The sequence below is a fragment of the Aeromonas sp. R10-1 genome, assembly GCF_040908465.1.
Lineage (GTDB): Bacteria > Pseudomonadota > Gammaproteobacteria > Enterobacterales > Aeromonadaceae > Aeromonas > Aeromonas caviae.
Map to the genome: position 1 here is coordinate 164,685 of NZ_JBFODT010000036.1, position 16,991 is coordinate 181,675.

The 16,991-nt window shown below is 66.1% G+C and carries 18 protein-coding genes; 7 read left to right on the top strand and 11 right to left on the bottom strand.

The genetic code is table 11. The annotated features are described in order from the left end of the window. Positions 1-23: 23 nt before the first annotated feature. The 4 genes from phoB to AB5Y93_RS18380 all read right to left on the bottom strand — a co-directional run bounded on the left by phoB (position 24) and on the right by AB5Y93_RS18380 (position 4,541). Positions 24-713 carry a phosphate regulon transcriptional regulator PhoB gene (phoB, locus tag AB5Y93_RS18365; RefSeq protein ID WP_010673471.1) on the bottom strand — a complete coding sequence of 230 codons (690 nt, stop codon included), beginning with the start codon at positions 711-713 and terminating at the stop codon, positions 24-26. Between the two features lie 102 nt (positions 714-815). Further along, positions 816-1,226, bottom strand: a complete 411-nt coding sequence (locus AB5Y93_RS18370) for a VOC family protein (RefSeq protein ID WP_010673470.1) — start codon at positions 1,224-1,226, stop codon at positions 816-818. A 68-nt stretch (positions 1,227-1,294) separates the two neighbouring features. Continuing rightward, positions 1,295-2,581 carry a GGDEF domain-containing protein gene (locus AB5Y93_RS18375; RefSeq protein ID WP_324040738.1) on the bottom strand — a complete coding sequence of 429 codons (1,287 nt, stop codon included), beginning with the start codon at positions 2,579-2,581 and terminating at the stop codon, positions 1,295-1,297. A gap of 283 nt (positions 2,582-2,864) precedes the next feature. Then, positions 2,865-4,541 (bottom strand): sigma-54-dependent Fis family transcriptional regulator, encoded by a 1,677-nt coding sequence (locus AB5Y93_RS18380; RefSeq protein ID WP_043152357.1) that lies wholly within the window; start codon positions 4,539-4,541, stop codon positions 2,865-2,867. 290 nt (positions 4,542-4,831) lie between these two features. On the opposite strand from AB5Y93_RS18380, the gene AB5Y93_RS18385 reads away from it, so the two are divergent. Beyond that, a complete protein-coding gene (locus AB5Y93_RS18385) occupies positions 4,832-6,349 on the top strand; it encodes an aldehyde dehydrogenase family protein (protein ID WP_139700619.1) in 1,518 nt (505 codons plus the stop codon). Positions 6,350-6,400: 51 nt separating this feature from the next. Here the strand turns inward: AB5Y93_RS18385 and AB5Y93_RS18390 are convergent, their stop codons facing one another. After that, positions 6,401-7,195: a helix-turn-helix transcriptional regulator gene (locus AB5Y93_RS18390; protein WP_010673466.1), complete on the bottom strand. Its 795-nt coding sequence runs from the start codon at positions 7,193-7,195 to the stop codon at positions 6,401-6,403. Positions 7,196-7,291: 96 nt separating this feature from the next. Between AB5Y93_RS18390 and AB5Y93_RS18395 the strand changes: the two genes are divergently transcribed. Beyond that, complete coding sequence (locus AB5Y93_RS18395; RefSeq protein WP_368230026.1) at positions 7,292-8,179, top strand: DMT family transporter; 888 nt, start codon at positions 7,292-7,294, stop codon at positions 8,177-8,179. On the opposite strand, the gene AB5Y93_RS18400 is transcribed toward AB5Y93_RS18395, so the two are convergent. From AB5Y93_RS18400 to AB5Y93_RS18410, 3 genes are read right to left on the bottom strand one after another with little or no spacing between them, the layout of a single operon-like run. Further along, positions 8,139-8,432 (bottom strand): carboxymuconolactone decarboxylase family protein, encoded by a 294-nt coding sequence (locus AB5Y93_RS18400; RefSeq protein WP_368230112.1) that lies wholly within the window; start codon positions 8,430-8,432, stop codon positions 8,139-8,141. The genes AB5Y93_RS18395 and AB5Y93_RS18400 overlap by 41 nt on opposite strands. Positions 8,433-8,438: 6 nt before the next feature. Beyond that, entirely contained in the window at positions 8,439-8,678 is a 240-nt protein-coding gene (locus AB5Y93_RS18405; protein ID WP_368230028.1) for a hypothetical protein, read from the bottom strand. Continuing rightward, positions 8,675-9,658 (bottom strand): aldo/keto reductase, encoded by a 984-nt coding sequence (locus AB5Y93_RS18410; protein WP_368230029.1) that lies wholly within the window; start codon positions 9,656-9,658, stop codon positions 8,675-8,677. The genes AB5Y93_RS18405 and AB5Y93_RS18410 overlap by 4 nt, the downstream gene beginning before the upstream one ends. Before the next feature lie 99 nt (positions 9,659-9,757). On the opposite strand from AB5Y93_RS18410, the gene AB5Y93_RS18415 reads away from it, so the two are divergent. Then, on the top strand, positions 9,758-10,666 hold the full coding sequence (locus tag AB5Y93_RS18415; RefSeq protein WP_043152344.1) for a LysR family transcriptional regulator: 909 nt from the start codon (positions 9,758-9,760) through the stop codon (positions 10,664-10,666). A gap of 114 nt (positions 10,667-10,780) precedes the next feature. Here the strand turns inward: AB5Y93_RS18415 and AB5Y93_RS18420 are convergent, their stop codons facing one another. After that, positions 10,781-11,473 carry a response regulator gene (locus AB5Y93_RS18420; RefSeq protein WP_039039279.1) on the bottom strand — a complete coding sequence of 231 codons (693 nt, stop codon included), beginning with the start codon at positions 11,471-11,473 and terminating at the stop codon, positions 10,781-10,783. A gap of 3 nt (positions 11,474-11,476) precedes the next feature. Further along, positions 11,477-13,042 carry a sensor histidine kinase gene (locus AB5Y93_RS18425; RefSeq protein ID WP_214002724.1) on the bottom strand — a complete coding sequence of 522 codons (1,566 nt, stop codon included), beginning with the start codon at positions 13,040-13,042 and terminating at the stop codon, positions 11,477-11,479. A gap of 258 nt (positions 13,043-13,300) precedes the next feature. Between AB5Y93_RS18425 and slyA the strand changes: the two genes are divergently transcribed. The 4 genes from slyA (at position 13,301) to AB5Y93_RS18445 (ending at position 16,413) form a co-directional block, all read left to right on the top strand. Then, positions 13,301-13,774 carry a transcriptional regulator SlyA gene (gene slyA / locus AB5Y93_RS18430; protein WP_010673459.1) on the top strand — a complete coding sequence of 158 codons (474 nt, stop codon included), beginning with the start codon at positions 13,301-13,303 and terminating at the stop codon, positions 13,772-13,774. Position 13,775: 1 nt separating this feature from the next. Beyond that, the gene (locus AB5Y93_RS18435; RefSeq protein ID WP_010673458.1) at positions 13,776-14,831 is read left to right on the top strand and encodes an HlyD family secretion protein; all 1,056 of its coding nucleotides are present in this window, start codon (positions 13,776-13,778) and stop codon (positions 14,829-14,831) included. A gap of 10 nt (positions 14,832-14,841) precedes the next feature. After that, positions 14,842-15,870, top strand: coding sequence for a DUF2955 domain-containing protein (locus AB5Y93_RS18440; RefSeq protein ID WP_010673457.1), 1,029 nt, complete (start codon positions 14,842-14,844; stop codon positions 15,868-15,870). A gap of 183 nt (positions 15,871-16,053) precedes the next feature. Continuing rightward, entirely contained in the window at positions 16,054-16,413 is a 360-nt protein-coding gene (locus AB5Y93_RS18445) for an MliC family protein (protein WP_010673456.1), read from the top strand. Between the two features lie 58 nt (positions 16,414-16,471). Here AB5Y93_RS18445 and AB5Y93_RS18450 read toward each other — a convergent pair whose 3' ends face one another. Next, the gene (locus AB5Y93_RS18450) at positions 16,472-16,864 is read right to left on the bottom strand and encodes an energy transducer TonB (RefSeq protein WP_319883969.1); all 393 of its coding nucleotides are present in this window, start codon (positions 16,862-16,864) and stop codon (positions 16,472-16,474) included. Positions 16,865-16,991: the final 127 nt, after the last annotated feature.

The following is a 16,991-nucleotide window of genomic DNA, read 5'->3' on the forward strand; positions in this document are numbered from 1 at the left end:
GGGCTGGCGGCACTGGCCCTGACCTAGAGACGGGTCGAGAAGCGGTAGCCGGCCCCGCGCACCGTCTGGATCAATCTGTCGTGCCCCGTCTCTTCGATGGCCTTGCGCAGGCGGCGAATGTGCACGTCCACCGTCCTGTCCTCGACATACACATTGGTACCCCAGACGTTGTTGAGCAACTGTTCGCGGCTGTAGACCCGCTCGGGGTGGGTCATGAAGAAGTGCAGCAGCTTGAATTCGGTCGGCCCCATGTCGAGAGCCTTCTCCTCGGCACTGACCCGGTGGGAAACGGGATCCAGCTTGAGCCCCTGCACCTCGATCACCTCGTCCACCGAGGTGGGAGAGACGCGGCGCATCACGGCGTGCAGGCGGGCGGTGAGCTCCTTGGGGGAGAAGGGTTTGGTGATGTAGTCGTCGGCACCGGCCTCGAGCCCGCGCACCTTGTCCTCTTCCTCGCCCCGGGCGGTCAGCATCACCACCGGGATCTGGCGAGTCATCTCATCCTGCTTGAGCTGCTTGAGGAACTGGATACCGCTGCCACCTGGCATCATCCAGTCCAGCACGATGAGTTCGGGGTAGGGTTCGCGCACCTTTGCCAGTCCATCGGCGTAATCTTCTGCTTCTACTGTTTCATATCCCTTCTGCTCAAGCACGAAGCAGAGCATTTCGCGGATCGGTGCCTCGTCCTCGACCACCAGAATTCGCTTAGCCATATCCCTTCTCTCTCCTCTGTGAAGATGGGTGCGCCAATTATTAGAACTTTCTGTGACACTTTTATGACTTTATGACGGGCGGGATGATAAACGTTTTCAGATTCAGTTGGCAGCAGCGAGTTGCAGCAGGTCCCAGCGATTGCCACTGATGTCCTCGAACACCACCACGGTGCCGTAGGGTTCGAGGCGCGGCTGTTCACAAAAATGAACGCCATAGGCCTGCATCCGCTCGTAATCGCCCCAGAAGTCGTCGGTCTCAAGGAACAGGAAGACCCGACCGCCCCCCTGGCGACCGATGGCGGCGCGCTGCTCCTCGTTGGCCGCGCGAGCCAGCAGCAGGGCGGAGCCGGGAGCCCCCTTGGGAGCGACCCGCACCCAGCGTTTGCCCGGTTTGCCCGGCTCGTCGAGGGGGGTGTCTTCCAATAGCTCGAAGCCCATTCCCCGGGTGAAGAAGGCGATGGCCTCGTCGTAATCCGCCACCAGCAGCGTCAGGGCGCCAATGTGTTGTGCCATGGAATCTCTCCTCGGATGGATGATGGGGCGCATGATAGCCCCGCCCGGCCATGGGCTCCAGCGCCGGATCAGTCGGGAGCCACCTCCACCCGGTTGCGACCATTCTGCTTGGCCTGATAGAGCGCCTCGTCGGCCCGCTTGAGCGCCTGCTCCAGGCTATCCTTGCGCCGCTCGGCCACCCCGAAGGAGGCGGTGATCCCGAGCCCCAGCGGCCAGTGCCTGTACCCCTCCAGCGCCCCTCTCAGCCGCTCCGCCAGGGCGGTGGCCCGTCCCTCGTCGTAATGGAGGCAGACCAGCACGAACTCCTCCCCGCCCCAGCGCACCAGTCGGCACAGGCTGTCACAATGGCGCAGCAGCTCGCTCACCATGTGCTTGAGCACCTCGTCCCCCACCGGGTGGCCGTGACCGTCGTTGACCCCCTTGAAGTGATCGATGTCGATATAGATGAAGGAGAGCGGCATCTCGCCGAGCTCCCCGAGCAGCTTTTCGCCGCCGAGCCGGTTGAGGGCCCCGGTCAGGGGATCGTAGCGGGCCTCCTCCTCGGTGCGCCGGTTCTGCTCGCACAGGCTCGCACTCAGAGCTTCAGCCGCAAGGCGCGCCTCCCTGGCCTTGCGCAGCCGATCCCCAAACATCAGGTTCTGGACCAGGAAGAGCAGCACGCCGTAGACAAGCCACCCCAGCAGCAAGTAGCGATAGAAGTCCCCCGGCTTGCACCAGCGGCCATAGAACTCCAGCCGCTCGAGCCGCAACCGGTACTCCCCCGGCAGCATCTTGTCATCGGAGGCGATCTCGATGGCGTAGACATGGTGCAGATCCGGCCCCTGCTGGACCAGCGGAATGTCGTACTGCTGCACCCACCAGGAGCTGGGGGCGAAGACGTTCAGGGGGACATCCTGCTCGCGGCCAAAATCCCTGGCGGTGAAGAGCACTTCGTTGAACTTGTGGGAACTCTCGTCTTCCCGCGTCGAGTAGACGGGATCGTAGTTGCGCAGATAAAGGCGCCAGGCCTGTACCCCCTGCCCTTCTACATCCAGCCTCACCCGCACCCCGGTGAAGCCGGAGAGATCCAGCCCCCGCTCGGGGTCGGTCAGGGTCAAAACCAGCTCGCAGAAAGGATAGGCATATTGGCTTCGCAGGGTGCACTGGATGGCGGGTCTGTCACCCCCCTGACTCAGGGTGGCAACGGAGGAGCCCTTGTGGGCCCTGTCATCCTGGGCACGCACGGACAAACCGGCCTGGCTCAGGATGTCGAGCCGCCGCTCGGGTCCGAATTCGAATAACACCATGGCCAGCAGGCTCGCCGCCAGCAGGCACCAGAACAACAGCGTCGTCATGCGGGAATAGGAAGGGATCATCGGCATCACACCTGAAAAAAGGCTTTTACCCTACACCTTGAAGCGCCGGACCGCGCTGATCCAGATCCAAGGTTATTACACGCGCCGCACCGGGCGCAGACGGGTGCCGACTAACCGGCACGGGCCCCATGGGGCGCAAGCGGCATCGGCCAGCAGCCGGGAGAGAGGCGGGGGGCATCGTCGGTCGTAAGATGGGTCATTGCGCACTCCCTGCGATGGAAACATAACGAAAAAACGTCCTTGCCACCGCAGTCTACACAAGCGCTGGACGGCGCGACACCCTTCACCCCTCCTCCCGCAGCGCCCGATAGAGGGTGGTGCGACTGATGCCAAGACGGCGCGCCGCCTCGCTCACGTTGCCGCCGCACTCTGCCAGGGTCTGCTGCACCCGCTGCCGGCTCTGCTCGCGCAGGGTACTCCCTCCCAAAGGTGAGCTCTGCCCCCCCTCCACGGCGGGCAGATGCAGATGGGCAGGTTCAATCCAGCCCTGCCCCTCTGCCAGCACACAGGCCACCTCCAGTGCCTGTTTGAGCTGGCGCACGTTGCCGGGCAGAGGGTGGGCCAGCAGCCGCTGCTCCGCCTCCCGGCTCAGTTGTAGCGCCGGGTCCATCTGGGCGAGCAGGTTCAGGATCAGCCCCTGACGCTCGGGCACCGACCAGGCCCGCAGGGGTGCCAGTTGCTGGCGCCAGCCGCAGATGCGGTAGTAGAGATCTTCGCGAAAGGTGCCGGCCGCCACCATGGCCGCCAGATCCCGATGACTGGCGCTGACCAGCCAGAAATCCACCGCCTCGGGTCTGTGGCTGCCTACCGGGGTGACGACGCGCTCCTGCAACACCCGCAGCAACCGGGTCTGGGCCTGGAGCGGCAGCTCGCCAATTTCATCCAGCATCAGGATGCCGCCGTGGGCGGCGCGCAGATAGCCCTGGCTGCCCTGGCTGCGGGCACCGCTGAAGGCCCCCCCCACGTAGCCGAACAGCTCGGCCTCCACCAGCTCCGCCGGCAGGGCGCCGCAGTTGACGCACACTAGAGGCCGCTCCCGACGGCTCGATCTGGCGTGCAGGGTGCGCACCAGGTGCTCCTTGCCGCTGCCGGTCTCCCCCTCGATGAGCAATGAGATGCCCCGCTCCAGCATCTTGAGCGGCACCTGCTGCGCCTGCGATCCCCCCTCCTCAACCGCGCTCGGCAGGGGGAGCCTGGCGGCGCGCTCCCCCGCCTCCGGCACCAGCCGCAGGCCGCGGCGCTCGCGCAGCAACTGCTGACCGTCGAAGGGGTGCTGGCCGAGCCAGAGCCGACCGGCCCGGTTGGCCCCGAGCAGCTCGCCCCCCTCCCCCAGCAGCAGGCGGGCAGACCAGAGGCTCTGGGGATCGAGATCCACCAGCCAGCCCGGCTGGCGGGCCAGCAGGGCGTTTTCCAGGGTCATGGCCAGGAGGCGCACGGTGCCCAGCATGTCGCCGCCGTGGTGGGCTGCATCGGTGGAGATGTCGAGCACGCCGAGCAGTTGCCCGTCCGGCCCGAGCAGGGGGCAGGCGCTGCAACTGAGAAAGCTGTGCTGGGCGAAGAAGTGCTGCGCCCCCAGCACCTGCACCTCGCTCTGCTCGGCCAGCGCGGTGCCGATGGCGTTGGTGCCCTTGCTCGCCTCCCCCCAGCGGGCGCCGCTGCGCAAAAAAATGCGCTCGGCATGGCGGGCAAACCGATCGTCTCCGCTCACCGCGAGGATGGCCCCCTCGCCGTCACACAGCAGCAGACGACAGGGTCTGCCTGCCAGCAACTGGCCAAAGAGCGGCAGCACGAAGCGCTGGAAGCAGGCGATGAGCGTCCTGTGCTGCTCCTGGCGAGCCGACAGCTCCCCCTGGGGCAGCAAGTCCAGCTCGGCGCTCTGCTGGCGGCTCAGCCCCTGATGCAGGCAGCGCTCCCAGGAGCGCTGGATTGGGCTGGCACCGGATTGAGGCAACTCGCTCATCACACCTCCTTCTACACACTCGCGAATAGGGCCGCCTTGGGGGAGCGCCTTCATCACGTCTCCTGTTCACAAACGGCACAGTGTCACACCCGGTGTTCAGAAACGGCACAGTTCGGGGGCCGCCCTGGGGGGCACTGGTTAACCAAGATACCCCTTGGCACCCCGTTTGATAACGTTTTTGCAACCTTTTTGTGTAGAGCGCCACCCGCTGGCACGCCCCTTGCGATGACAGGAAGCAACCGGACTGCCCGCCAGGCCGGTCAGGACCACACACACATAAGGATGATGAGATGATTTATACCGCTCCCGGTCAGGCAGGTGCCCTGGTCAGCTTCAAATCCCGTTATGACAACTTCATCGGTGGTGACTGGGTGGCGCCGCGCGCCGGCCGCTATTTCGAGAACATCTCGCCGGTGGATGGCCGGGTGTTCTGCGAGGTGGCCCGCTCCGACGCCGCCGACATCGAGCTCGCCCTGGACGCGGCCCACAAGGCGTTCGCCAGCTGGAGCAAGACCAGCGTCACCGAGCGCAGCAACCTGCTGCTGCGCATCGCCGATCGCATCGAACAGAACATTGAAGTGCTCGCCGTCGCAGAGACCTGGGAGAACGGCAAGGCGGTGCGCGAGACCCTGGCCGCCGACCTGCCCCTGGTGGTGGATCACTTCCGCTACTTCGCCGGCTGCATCCGCGCCCAGGAGGGCTCCGCCGCCGAGCTGGACCAGAACACCGTCAGCTACCACTTCAAGGAGCCCATCGGCGTGGTCGGCCAGATCATCCCGTGGAACTTCCCCCTGCTGATGGCCGCCTGGAAGCTGGCCCCGGTGCTGGCGGCCGGCTGCTGCAGCGTGCTCAAGCCCGCCGAGCAGACCCCGGTCACCATCATGCTGATGATGGATCTCATCAAGGACATCCTGCCCCCTGGCGTAGTCAACGTGGTCAACGGCTTCGGCGCCGAGGCAGGCCAGGCGCTCGCCACCAGCAACCGGATCCAGAAGCTGGCGTTTACCGGCTCCACCGAGGTGGGCGCCCATATCCTGCGCTGCGCCGCCGACAAGCTGATCCCCTCCACCGTGGAGCTCGGTGGCAAGTCCCCCAACATCTACTTCGCCGACGTGATGCAGCACGAGAGCAGCTACATCGACAAGGCGGTGGAAGGGATGCTGATGACCTTCTTCAACCAGGGCGAGGTGTGTACCTGCCCCTCCCGCGCCCTGGTGCAGGCCAGCATCTATGACGACTTCATGGACCGGGTGCTGGCCCGCGCCCGCACCATCGTGCAGGGCAACCCCCTCGACACCACGACCCAGGTGGGGGCCCAGGCGTCCCGCGAGCAGTTCGACAAGATCCTGAGCTACATGGAGATCGGCCGCGGCGAAGGGGCCAAGATGCTGCTGGGCGGCGGCCCGGCCAAGGTGAGCGGGCTGGAGGGGGGCTTCTACATCCAGCCCACCATCTTCTCGGGCCAGAACAAGATGCGGGTGTTCCAGGAGGAGATCTTCGGGCCGGCGCTCGGGGTTACCACCTTCAAGGACGAGGCGGATGCCCTGGCCATTGCCAACGACACCCAGTACGGGCTGGGGGCGGGCCTGTGGACCCGGGACAGCAATCTGGCCTGGCGCATGGGGCGCGGCATCCAGGCCGGCCGGGTCTGGGTCAACTGCTACCACGCCTACCCGGCCCACGCGGCCTTCGGCGGCTACAAGAAGTCGGGGATCGGTCGCGAGACCCACAAGATGATGCTGGACCACTACCAGAACACCAAGAACCTGCTGGTGAGCCACGACATCAACCCCCTCGGCTTCTTCTAAGCCCATCCCATGATCCACAAGGGCGCCTGCGGGCGCCCTTTTTCATGCGGTTCAGGCCACGGGTTGGCCCAGCTGCTGGCGATAGCGCTGGGGGGCGCAGCCCTGTTCGCGCTGGAACATGGCGATGAAAGCCGAGGTGGAGGCGTAACCGAGGCGCCAGGCGATCTCCTGCACCGGCATCTCGCCCCGCAGCCAGTCCAGCGCCTTCACCAGCCGCAGCCGGGTGCGCCACTGGCCCAGGCTCATGCCAAGCTCCTTCTGGCAACGCCGCGCCAGGGTGCGCTCCGTGGTGTGCAGCGCCCTGGCCCACTCCACCAGCGTGCGGTTGTCCTCCGGCGCCGCCTGCAATGCCGCCAGCAAGGGTGCCAGCAGGCGATCCCGGCTCTGGGGCAGGTAGCTCGGCTGGCAACGGGTGCGGGCCAGCTTCTCGATGAAGAGCTCACCCTGACGGGCATCCCACTCATCCTCCATGTGGCCGACCCGGCGCTGAGTGAAATCCTCCAGCAGGGCCCGCAGCAAGGGGGTGAGGGCCAGCAGCTGGGGTTCCCGTGGCAGGCGCGGTGCCAGGGCGTGGCTCACGTAGATGGAGGTGTAATCCAGGGTCTGCTCGTTGAAGGCGGTGTGGGGCAGGTCCGCCGGCACCCAGATGAGGTAGTCCGGGGGCGCCACCAGCCGCTCTCCCCCCACCTCCACCACCATGACCCCCAGGCTGATGAGGCTGAGCTGGCCCCAGGGGTGGGCGTGCTCGGCGCAGGCGTTGCCCCCCTGGATCTGGCTGTAGCGAAAGTAGAGGGGGTTGGGGTCGGCCAGCAGGCGATCCTGCTCGGCCAGGGTGAGGGTGCCCATGCAGATTGTCCCAAAGCGGTTATGACATGTCTTATTTACGCTACTTGCCTCGTTCAAGACAAGGCTAGACTCTCCCCATCGTACCAAGGAGTGCCTATGCCTTTTCTCTTTCCCCTGCTCGCCATCCTGATCTGGGCCGCCAATACCGTGGTCTCCAAGGCCGCCGCTGGCGTGCTGGATCCCGCTGCTATCTCCTTCTATCGCTGGGTGATCGCCGCCCTCGCGCTCTCCCCCTTCTGCCTGCCGCAGCTCTGGCGCCGCCGGGCCGACATCCGCCCCTGGCTCGGCAAGCTGCTGGTGCTCTCCCTGCTCGGCATGGTGCTCTACCAGTGCCTCGCCTACTACGCCGCCCACAGCACCTCGGCCACCAACATGGGGGTCATCGGCTCCCTGCTGCCCCTGCTCACCCTGCTCATCGGGACCTGCTGCTTTGGCCAGAAGCCGGGCAAGCAGGCGCTGCTCGGCATGAGCCTCTCCCTGTTCGGGGTGCTCTGGCTGCTGGGTCAGGGCAACCCCCTGGCACTGCTGCACAGCGGCATCAACCCCGGCGACGGCATGATGCTGCTGGGGGCGGCCAGCTATGCCCTCTATGGCCTCTTGATCCGCCGCTGGCAACTGCCGTTCGGCCCCTGGCTCAACCTCTACCTGCAGATCCTGCTGGCGGTGCTGCTGCTCATCCCGGTGGCCCTCTCTGCCGACTCCCTGGCCATTCCCGCCCAGGGCTGGAGCATGGTGCTGTTCGCCGGCCTCGCCTCCTCCATCTTCGCCGCCTACTGCTGGATGCGCGGCCTCGCCACCCTGGGGGCGGAGCGCACTTCGGTCTTCATGAACCTGATGCCCCTGTGCACAGCCCTCATCGCCGTCATCACCCTGGGGGAGCCCATCCACGGCTATCACCTGCTGGGGGGCGGCCTCATCCTGACCGGGGTCATGCTCTCCCAGCTCAAGCCGAGGGTACGCCGTCCTCTGCCGGAAGGTGCTTGAGCCGGCCAGCACCATGAAAGAAGGGAGCCTCGGCTCCCTTCTTGCTGCCCCCGTCAGGGCACGCCTGACCTTTTCGCCATGGTGGCGTCTCCTCCTTAATCCCTGCCCCCCGCCCCTTGTCATGGGCGGCGAAGGCGCTGCGGGCCGCACTGATGCCATTCATGCAGGCGGGCACTCCGGCATAGACGGCGACCTGGAGCAGGATCTCGATGATGGTCTCCCGGCTGACCCCCACATTGAGGGCGGCCCGGATATGGAACTAGAGCTGTCCGGGCGCCGTGCCCATTCCCATCAGGGTCGCCACCGTGAGCATCTCGCGGGTGCAGAGATCGATGCCGGGACGGGCGAGCACATCGGCAAAGGCAAACCCCAGCACCAGCTCGGCAAGCTCCGGTGACAGGGCATCCAGGCTGGCGGCGACCCGCGTGGGCGCCTGGGGATCGAGCCGGGCCAGCAGCGCGAACGCCCGTTCACGACGATCCGTGTGCGAGCCGCTCATGCGTTCACCCCCTTCATCCCCTCGGCGGTATAGCGCTCCCCCGCCACCGGCAGGGTCCGGATGGCCTGGCCCAGGGCCCCGAGTTCTGCTGGGGAGAGGCGCACCGAGAGGGCGCCGAGGTTATCCGCCAGGTGAGTCATGCGCCGAGTGCCCGGGATGGGCACTATCCCCTCCCATTGCGCCAGCAGCCAGGCCAGGGCTATCTGCGCCGCCGAGCATCCCTTCTGCTGCGCCAGGGCCATGACCGCCTGCACCAGGGTGCGGTTGGTGGCGAGGTTCTCCCCCTGAAAGCGCGGCAGACTGGCCCGAAAATCCCCCTCCTCGAACACCGCCTCCTGCTGGTAACGCCCGGTCAGAAACCCGCGCCCCAGGGGGGAGTAGGCCACCAGACCAATCCCCAGCGCCCGGCAGGCGGGCAGCACCGCCGCCTCCACCTCCCGCGTCCAGAGGGAGTATTCGGTCTGCACCGCCGCCACCGGGTGCACGGCATGGGCGCGCCTCAGGGTGGCCTCGGTCACCTCGCACAGACCGATGCGGGCTATCTTGCCCTCCTGTACCAGCTGCGCCAGCCCGGCCATGGTCTCCTCGACGGGATGGGCCGGATCGAGGCGGTGCACATAGTAGAGATCGATCTGCTCGATGCCGAGGCGGCGCAGGGAGCCCTCGCAGCTCTGGCGCGCATAGCGGGCGCTGTTGTCGAGGGTACGCCTGTACTCCCCGTGCTGGCGCACGATGCCAAACTTGGTGGCGACCTTCACCTGCCCCCGCCGGGTCGCGAGAAAACGCCCGATCAGCGCCTCGTTGTGGTGGGGGCCGTACATGTCGGCGGTGTCGAGCAGGTCGATGCCCCGCTCCACCGCCTCCGCCAGCACTCGCAAGGACATCTCATCGTCCCGCGGCCCGTAGAATTCGCTCATCCCCATGCAGCCCAGCCCCAGGGCAGAGACCTGCAGGTTGGCTCCCAGTGTTCGTCGTTGCATCGCATTTTCTCCCTGACAAGTTGCAGGGGAGTATTGTCTTCCGAAAATGAATGAAATATAGAGATAACTGGCAACCTATTTTCCGATTATGGAAACACTATGCACGATCCCCTGCTCTGGGACGACGCCCGCGTCTTCCTGGCCATCGCCCGCAGCGGCACCCTGAGCGGTGCCGCCCACGCCCTTCGCATGGGGGTGGCCACCGTCTCCCGGCGCCTGGACAGGCTGGAGGCGGCCCTCGGCCTGCCCCTGTTCAGCCGCCACCAGCAGGGCTATCGCCTGACCGACGACGGGGAGGCCCTGCTGGAGCGAGCCGAAGCGCTGGAACATGCGGGGCTGGCCTTTGGCGAGGCGGGGCAGTTGCAGGGACAGGTGGCCGGCACCGTGCGCCTCGCCACCGCCGAGAACCTGGCCAATCCCCTCATCATCCCCTCCCTGCCGACGCTCTTTGCCCAGCACCCCGAGCTGAGGGTGGAGCTGGTCACCGGGGTGCAGACGGTGAACCTGCACCGGCGCGATGCCGATCTCGCGGTGCGCATGGTCAAGCCCGATGCCGGCCACCTCACCCTGCGGCGCCTGGGCACCCTGGGCTTTGGCCTCTACGGGACCGGCGCCTACCTGGATGCACGCAGCCCCGGGGTGGATGCCGCCAGCTTCGATCAGGATGACTTCATCGGCTGGAACGAAACCCAGAGCCACCTGCCCGCCGCCAGATGGATGACCCGCATGCTGCGCGGCCGCCCCTGCCGGGTGGAGACCGGCACCCTGGCGGCCCAGCTCGCCGCCGCCCAGGCCGGTCTGGGGCTCGCGGTGCTGCCCCACTACCTGGCCCGCCAGACGGATCTGGTCTGCCTGCTGCCGGAGCTCGGGGTGGATCAGCCCATCTGGCTGGTGCTCCACAGCGATCTCGCCCACTCCCGGCGGGTGCGGGCCGTGGCGGATCACCTCATCGCCCTGTTCGAGCGCGCCCGCACCGCCCTGCACCCCTTCTCGGGCGACCCCAGATAAAGGGGCCGGGTCGCATCGGGGCAAAACAAAAGGGAGCTCAAAGGCTCCCTTTTATCTGCGCGGCCTGCGCAGCATGGTGTGCGCGGCCTCTTCGGCGTTGTGCCCGCGGCGGGGTCACGACTCCCGGCGCCAGTGGTAGCGCCGCTCCGGGCGACCACGCTGGCCGTAGTTGAGCTCCACGTCCAGCCGATCTTCTGACTCCAGAAACTCCAGGTAGCGGCGGGCCGTGGTGCGACTCAGGGAGAGGCGCAGGGCCACGGTGTCGGTGGAGAAGGTGTTGTCCGGCTCCCCCGCTAGCAGGTCCAGCACCTGGCGCAGGGTGATGGCGTCGATCCCCTTGGGGGTTTCCCGCGCCTCCCGACCCTGGTTGCGCGCCTTGCCCATCAGGCGGTCCAGGTCGCTCTGGGCCAGCTCCCCCGGCTCGCACAGGCGGCGATGCAGGACCAGGATCTCCTCCAGGCTCTGCTGGATGCGAAACAGCCGCAGCGGCTTGATGACGTAGTCCTGCACGCCCAGGTTGAGGGCCTGCTGTATGGTCTCCACGTCGCAGGAGGCGGTCACCATCATCACCATCACCTCCCGGTTGTGGCTGCGCAGCCGGCTCACCCACTCCAGGCCCGAGCCATCGGGCAGGGAGATGTCGACCATCAGCAAGCGGGGCTCGCTCCCCGCCATCAGGCGATCCGCCTCGGCCAGGGTGCCGGCCCGCCCCATCAGGGAGAACCCGGCCGTGGAGGAGACCAGCTCCCCCAACATGGCGCCTATCCGCTCGTCATCCTCGATAATCAGCGTGAAGATTGGCTTCATGACTTACACCAATTGGTTTTTATTCAAATAGATACCGAACAGGGTCGTCTGCTCGGCGGTGCGGCGCCATTCTATCACGCCCCCCCGCCTGGCCACCGTCTTCTTGACCAGGAAGAGGCCGACCCCGTGATCCCCGGTCTGGCGGCTGACACCGTAGTCGAACAGGTGATCCGCCAGCGCCTCGTCCACCCCCTCGCCACTGTCCTCCACCTCGATCACCAGCCGCCGCCCCAGATCATCGAGGGAGAGCAGCACCCTGGGAGCGGCGTGCTCTCGGTTCCCCCAGGCGGCGCGAATGCCGTTGTCCAGCAGGTTGCCGATGCAGGTGATGAGATCCGCCGACACCTCGGCCGGATACTCCCCGAGGGCCGACCCCGCATCCAGCACCAGCTCCACCCCCAGCTCCCGCGCCCGGCTGAACTTGCCGAGGATGAGCCCGGCCACCGGCTTGTTCTCGATGACCCGCAGCAGATCCTGCAACATGTTCTGGCAGGCTTCGTTCTCCTGCTGGATGAGGTCTACCGCCTGATCCACGTGGCCGAGCTGGAGCAGACCGGAGAGGCTGCTGAGCTTGTTGGCGAATTCATGGGTCTGGATGCGCAGCATCTCGCCGTACTGGCGCAGGTGGGTCACCTGCATGCCCAGGCTGCCGGTGCCGTCTGGCCGGCTGAAGATGAGCATGCGCCCCGGCTCGCGACCGCTGAGCTCCTGCCAGTGGCCGACGAAGTCATCCCCCTGCACGGTGAACCTGACCGCCCCCCCTTGCTGCAACGTGGGCACGAGGCCGGGGACCAGCTCCGCCAGGGAGCGGCCCAGCAGGGCGTGGCGCCCGGTTCCGGGCAGTCGCAACTGATAGAAGGCGGCGCTGTTGAGCATGGTGATCCTGTGCTGGTTGTCCAGGGCCACTATCCCCTCCGAGATCCCCTCCAGCACCAGATCCTGCTGGGCGAAGCGATTGGCAATGGTCTCCGGTTCCAGATCCAGCAGGGTGCGGCGCAGCAGGTGCTGCACCCAGAGCGCCAGCAGCAGGCCGCACCCCAGCACCGCTGCGATGGCGCCGACCAGCAGGGCGATCCGCTCCTGATAGGTGCCCTCCACGGTGCGCATCAGATAACCCACCGCCACCGCGCCAATGGCCTGGCCATCGGGCCCCACTACGGGGGCGAAGCAGCGGATGGCGGGGCCCAGGGTGCCCACGTCCCGGGAGCAGTAGCTCTCGCGCGACTGGAGTGCAGGCCAGATGTCCTCCCCCCGGAAGGTCTGGCCCACCAGCTCGGGCGAGGGGTGGCTCAGGCGCCTGGCATGTTCGTCGGTCACCACCATGTAGGCGGCATCGGTGCGGCTGCAGATCCCCTGCACATAATCCCGCAGCCCGGGATCGCTCCCCTTCTCCAGGGCCTGGACCACCCGGCTGTCCGCCGCCAGCACCCGGGCCAGATCGCTCCCCTTCTCCTTCAGGTTGTTCTCCAGCAGGTGGCGCATGAAGAGGGCGAGCAGACAGCCCAGGATCAGGATCAGCAGCAGTGACAAGCCAAGCGAGAGGGTGACTAGCTGGTGGCGCAGTTTCATCGTTCAACCTTGCAGCGGACGGGAAAGCCCAGGGTGAGGGTGTCGCCCCGCCGGGTCAATGGCCAGCCTGACGCACCTCAAAGGTGGCCACTCTAGCGCCTCCCCCGGCCGTTGTCGGTTAGCTGGCCCGCAAAGCCATATAAAAACTTAAACACCACGGCCCGGGCAAAAAACCTGAACGTGAGCTGTATCACACTATTTACTTAGCCTGCGAAATAAATATAATGCTTCGCAAGCTAAGTAATTGAGGTGCCCGTCATGAAAAAGGATCTGGAGATGTTGCGAGAACTCTCCCTCGCCGAGCAACTGGGGCGATTGCACCGGCTCTGGCGCACCGTGGCCGATCTCGAGCTGGCACCTCTGGGGCTCACCCATCCCCGCTGGACCGCCCTGTGGAAACTCAGCCGCCTCGGCGGCCACCTCAGCCAGAAGACCCTGGCCGAGGCCCTGGAGATAGAGCTCCCCTCCCTGATGCGGACCCTGGGTCAGCTCGAGGAGCAGGGGCTGATCGAGCGCCACTGCTGCAGCCAGGACAAGCGGGCCCGCATCGTCACCCTGACCCCGGCGGGCAAGGCGCTGCTCGATCAGATCGAGGGCCGCATCATCGCCGTGCGCCGGGAGCTGCTCACCGGCATCAGCCAGCAGGAGCTGGCCCAGTTTGAAGACATTGTGCACCGCATCTCCGCCAATGCCCTTGGCAAGATAGCCGCACAGCATGAAGAGAGAGAATAAGATGACACCGGATCAACAATTCAAGCGCTGGATAAAGTGGGCCATCGTCTGCTTCGTCCTGGTGTTTGGCTACTTTCTGCTGGCCGACATCAAGATGCCCCTGACCCCCCAGGCCATGGCCACCCGGGTCGTCACCCGGATGGCCCCCCAGGTCAGCGGCAAGGTGGTCGAAGTCGCCGTCGCCAACAACCAGCACGTCAAGCAGGGGGATCTGCTGTTCGCCCTCGACCCGGAACCCTTCCAGCTCGCCGTGGATCAGGCCAGGCTCGCCCTGGATCAGGCCAGGCAGCAGAACCGCCAGCTGGACGCGACCCTGACCGCCTATGAGGCGGAGTACAGCTCGCTGCGCACCCAGGCCGACCAGAAACAGCGGGAAGCGGCGCGCATCGACGCCCTTTACCGCCGTCACATGGTCTCTGAACAGCAGAAAGATGACGCCGACAGCGCCGCCCGCACCGCCCGTGCCAACCTGCTCGGCAGCCAGGCCCGGGTAGAGCAGGCCCGCGTCAACCGCGGCTTGCCAGGGGAAGACAACCTGCTGCTGCGCCAGGCCCGCAACCGCCTCGCCCAGGCCGAGCTCAACCTCGCCTACAGCCGGGTTCATGCGAGCCAGGACGGCATCATCACCAACCTGCAGCTCAAGCCTGGCAGCGTGGCCAATGCGGGCTCCCCCCTGCTGGCCCTGGTCTCCGAGCAGGTGGACGTGATCGCCGATTTTCGCGAGAAGAGCCTGCGCCACGTCAGCGCCGGCAGTCAGGCCCTCGTCGCCTTCGACGGCGAGCCCGGTCGTCTCTATCCGGCCCGCGTCGCCAGCCTGGATGCCGGGGTCAGTGCCGGCCAGTTTGACGCCAACGGCCAGCTTGCGAACCCCGTCGAGTCCGATCGCTGGGTGCGGGATGCCCAGCGCCTGCGCCTGCACCTGACCCTGGAGCAACTGCCCGCCCACCTGCCGGCCGGGGCCCGCGCCACGGTGCAGCTGCTGCCGGACAACACCCTGACCGGGCTGCTGGCCCGCGGCCAGATCCGTCTGCTCAGCCTGCTGCACTACATCTATTGAGATGACGACCATGAACCTGTGGCACAGACCCCTCACCCCCAACGAACTGCGCCAGTGTCTGCGCATCGCCTTTGGCTGCACCCTGGGGTTTGTGCTGTGCAAGATCTTCGGCTGGAGCAACGGGGTCTTCTTCACCGTCACCCCGGTGCTGCTGCTCGGCCTGGTGCCGGTGATGAACGGTCACGCCGCCCGCCAGCTCATCGCCTCCGCCGCCATGTGCGGTCTGGAAGTGGGGCTGCTCGGCGGCCTGTTTGGCGGCCACCCGGGGCTCATGACCCCCCTGGTCTTTTTGCTCTTCCTCTACCGTTTCGCCGCCATGTCCCGGGGCAGCCTGTTCCTGTTCGGTGCCAACGGGGTGCTCAGCCTCAGCATCATGCTGCACTTTGCCAGCTACCCCGGGATTGATCTGAACGACCTCATCTTCAGCAACCTCTGGGCCAGCGTCCTGTCGGTGCTCATCGCCTATCTGATGACGGCCCTCATTCCGGACGTGGAGGAGCGCCCCAGGCCGGCCCCCTCCCCCAAGGCGCCGCACCGGATGCGCCACGAAGCCCTGCTGGGGGCGTCCATCGCGACCCTCTCGTTCCTGGTGTTCCAGATCTTCGATCTGCGCGACTCCATGTCCGCCCAGGCCACCACCCTGCTGCTGCTCTTCCCCATGCACTGGAACGGCGCCCTGGACTATGCCCGCAAGCGGGCCATGGGCACCCTGCTGGGGGTGAGTTTCGGCATCCTGGGGCAGCTGGTGCTCTATGACTGGTCCGGCTTGCTGCTGCTGGTGACCCCGGTGCTCTGGCTCGGCGCCATGCTGTTCAGCTATGCCCATGTGAAGGAGGCGAGCGGCTCCGGAGTCGGTTTCGGTGCCCTCACCACCCTCGGCATCCTGTTCGGCCAGTACCTGACCCCGGGCAACGACCTGGTGTTCAGCGCCCTCTATCGGGTGAGCAGCATCCTCTTTGCCATCGTGGTCACCCTGCTCGCCTGCTACCTCATCCACCGGCTGCTCAATCGCTTCGAGGCGACACGGTTCGGCCACTGACCCTTTTCTGCAGCCATTGGATGGCTCCCTTTCGCCCCGCTTGCCTGCCGGGGCGTTTTTTTGCCTGCCCCACGGACCGGAGGGAGACGGACGCATCCCGACGCAGGGTTCTCGCCACGAGGTTGCAGTTGTGCCTCATCCTGTTAGGCTCAAGGCCATATGACACCGTTGTGAGGATCAAACATGAAACACGCCAAGCTCTTTCTACTGGGGGCGGGCGCCATCACCCTGCTCGGCGGCTGCGATCTGGGCAGCGGCAAGCTGGGAGTGACCGGCGGCGATCCCGTCACCTATCTGTGTGAACAGAACCAGAAAGTGCAGGTTCGCTACTTCTCCCTCTCGGACGAGAGCCTGAACTTCGTCAAGCTCTCCCTCCCCGATGGCAAGGATTACACCCTGCCCCAGGCGGTTTCCGCCTCCGGTGCACGCTATACCGACGATCACGAGGTGGTCTGGTGGAACAAGGGCAAGGAGGGGTTCGTCGAGATGCGTGATGACGCCGGGGAGTGGCAGAGCCGCTACAACGACTGCAAGGAGCAGTGATCCGCACCGTCATGGAACACAGCCCACACGAAACACCCCGGCCTGGCCGGGGTGTTTGTCATTTCACTTCCACTTCGAATCGGGCCACAACCCGAGCCGGAATGGCTTGCTGATTCTGCTCCGATGGCCGGTAGCGCAGCTGCGCCAGCCCGGAGATGGCGATGAGATCCAGCACGCCGGGGGGCTGGGACTCCAGTACCTCTGGGCTGAACAGCGTGCCATTGGAATCGATGAGGTAGCGAAGGGTCACATACCCCTTGACCGGCCTCTTCGCCGGCAGCCCCCCGACCGGGTTAAAAGTGATGGCATCCCCCACCAACACCCAGTATTCGGGCAGCGTTTCCCAGGTGACATCCACCGGAGGCTGATTCAGCTTGGCGGTGGGGCTGGCACAGCCCCCGAGCAGGGCCAGGGCGGCCCACAGAAACAACCCTTTCACACGCACTGACATTCCCTCTTCGTTGTATCGCTCGATTCCATGAGCGACGCGCCAGTGTCAGGCAAAGGGGCTCATCCGGGAAGCCCCCATCTGGCAGGCAAAAAAAAGCCAACCCCGGAGGGCTGGCCTTGTGATCTCT

Excerpts from the sequence above, each read along its gene's own strand:
- phoB (WP_010673471.1), bottom strand. The coding sequence starts at position 713 with ATGGCTAAGCGAATTCTGGTGGTCGAGGACGAGGCACCGATCCGCGAA.
- AB5Y93_RS18370 (WP_010673470.1), bottom strand. The coding sequence starts at position 1,226 with ATGGCACAACACATTGGCGCCCTGACGCTGCTGGTGGCGGATTACGAC.
- AB5Y93_RS18375 (WP_324040738.1), bottom strand. The coding sequence starts at position 2,581 with ATGATCCCTTCCTATTCCCGCATGACGACGCTGTTGTTCTGGTGCCTG.
- AB5Y93_RS18380 (WP_043152357.1), bottom strand. The coding sequence starts at position 4,541 with ATGAGCGAGTTGCCTCAATCCGGTGCCAGCCCAATCCAGCGCTCCTGG.
- AB5Y93_RS18385 (WP_139700619.1), top strand. The coding sequence starts at position 4,832 with ATGATTTATACCGCTCCCGGTCAGGCAGGTGCCCTGGTCAGCTTCAAA.
- AB5Y93_RS18390 (WP_010673466.1), bottom strand. The coding sequence starts at position 7,195 with ATGGGCACCCTCACCCTGGCCGAGCAGGATCGCCTGCTGGCCGACCCC.
- AB5Y93_RS18395 (WP_368230026.1), top strand. The coding sequence starts at position 7,292 with ATGCCTTTTCTCTTTCCCCTGCTCGCCATCCTGATCTGGGCCGCCAAT.
- AB5Y93_RS18405 (WP_368230028.1), bottom strand. The coding sequence starts at position 8,678 with ATGAGCGGCTCGCACACGGATCGTCGTGAACGGGCGTTCGCGCTGCTG.
- AB5Y93_RS18410 (WP_368230029.1), bottom strand. The coding sequence starts at position 9,658 with ATGCAACGACGAACACTGGGAGCCAACCTGCAGGTCTCTGCCCTGGGG.
- AB5Y93_RS18415 (WP_043152344.1), top strand. The coding sequence starts at position 9,758 with ATGCACGATCCCCTGCTCTGGGACGACGCCCGCGTCTTCCTGGCCATC.
- AB5Y93_RS18420 (WP_039039279.1), bottom strand. The coding sequence starts at position 11,473 with ATGAAGCCAATCTTCACGCTGATTATCGAGGATGACGAGCGGATAGGC.
- AB5Y93_RS18425 (WP_214002724.1), bottom strand. The coding sequence starts at position 13,042 with ATGAAACTGCGCCACCAGCTAGTCACCCTCTCGCTTGGCTTGTCACTG.
- slyA (WP_010673459.1), top strand. The coding sequence starts at position 13,301 with ATGAAAAAGGATCTGGAGATGTTGCGAGAACTCTCCCTCGCCGAGCAA.
- AB5Y93_RS18435 (WP_010673458.1), top strand. The coding sequence starts at position 13,776 with ATGACACCGGATCAACAATTCAAGCGCTGGATAAAGTGGGCCATCGTC.
- AB5Y93_RS18440 (WP_010673457.1), top strand. The coding sequence starts at position 14,842 with ATGAACCTGTGGCACAGACCCCTCACCCCCAACGAACTGCGCCAGTGT.
- AB5Y93_RS18445 (WP_010673456.1), top strand. The coding sequence starts at position 16,054 with ATGAAACACGCCAAGCTCTTTCTACTGGGGGCGGGCGCCATCACCCTG.
- AB5Y93_RS18450 (WP_319883969.1), bottom strand. The coding sequence starts at position 16,864 with ATGTCAGTGCGTGTGAAAGGGTTGTTTCTGTGGGCCGCCCTGGCCCTG.